This window comes from Sulfitobacter sediminilitoris, assembly GCF_010667575.1.
In the GTDB taxonomy this organism is placed as follows: domain Bacteria; phylum Pseudomonadota; class Alphaproteobacteria; order Rhodobacterales; family Rhodobacteraceae; genus Sulfitobacter; species Sulfitobacter sediminilitoris.
In genome coordinates this window covers 1-531 of sequence record NZ_JAABNT010000097.1, presented here as the reverse complement: position 1 = coordinate 531, position 531 = coordinate 1, and the positions used below count along the sequence as shown (strand labels likewise).

The 531-nt window shown below is 55.2% G+C and carries 1 protein-coding gene and 1 pseudogene; both read left to right on the top strand.

The window, feature by feature from the left end; genetic code table 11:
• Positions 1–11: 11 nt before the first annotated feature.
• Positions 12–149 (top strand): annotated as a pseudogene (locus GV827_RS23820) (IS110 family transposase); the annotation flags it as partial.
• Between the two features lie 96 nt (positions 150–245).
• A partial coding sequence (locus GV827_RS23495) for a transposase (RefSeq protein ID WP_204326071.1) occupies positions 246–531 on the top strand: 286 nt, incomplete at its 3' end.

Sequence of the window (531 nt, the reverse complement as noted above, 5' to 3'; positions counted from 1 at the left end):
CTCCACAATACGTGAAGCCTTTCGTCAAACGCCAAAAGAACGATGCGGCAGATGCTGAAGCAATTGTTATTGCAGCGCAACGCCCAGAGATGCGGTTTGTGGAACCCAAAAGCAACGCGCAAATCGCACGAGGTGTTGTATTCCGTTCTCGCGATCGCCTGGTGCGCCAGCGCACCGAACAAATCAATGCGCTGCGATCAGTTCTTTATGAACAGGGCCAGGTCTTCCCGACCGGTGTCCATCAGATGAAGAAGATCGCAGCGTTCCTGCAACAGGCCGACAACGGGCTGCTTGCTTTGGTCCGAGAGGAGTGTGAGGAACTACTCGCTTCCATTTACGATCTTACGGCCCGGATTGACGCCAAGACGCTGAAGCTCAAAAAGCTATCGCAGCAGCCAGAGATATCACGACGGCTTCAGACGATACCCGGCGTTGGCCCGTTAACCGCAATGGCGGTAGAAGCCTTCGCACCATCTATGGATATCTTTCGGTGCGGGCGAGACTTCGCCGCCTGGATTGGGCTTGTGCCCA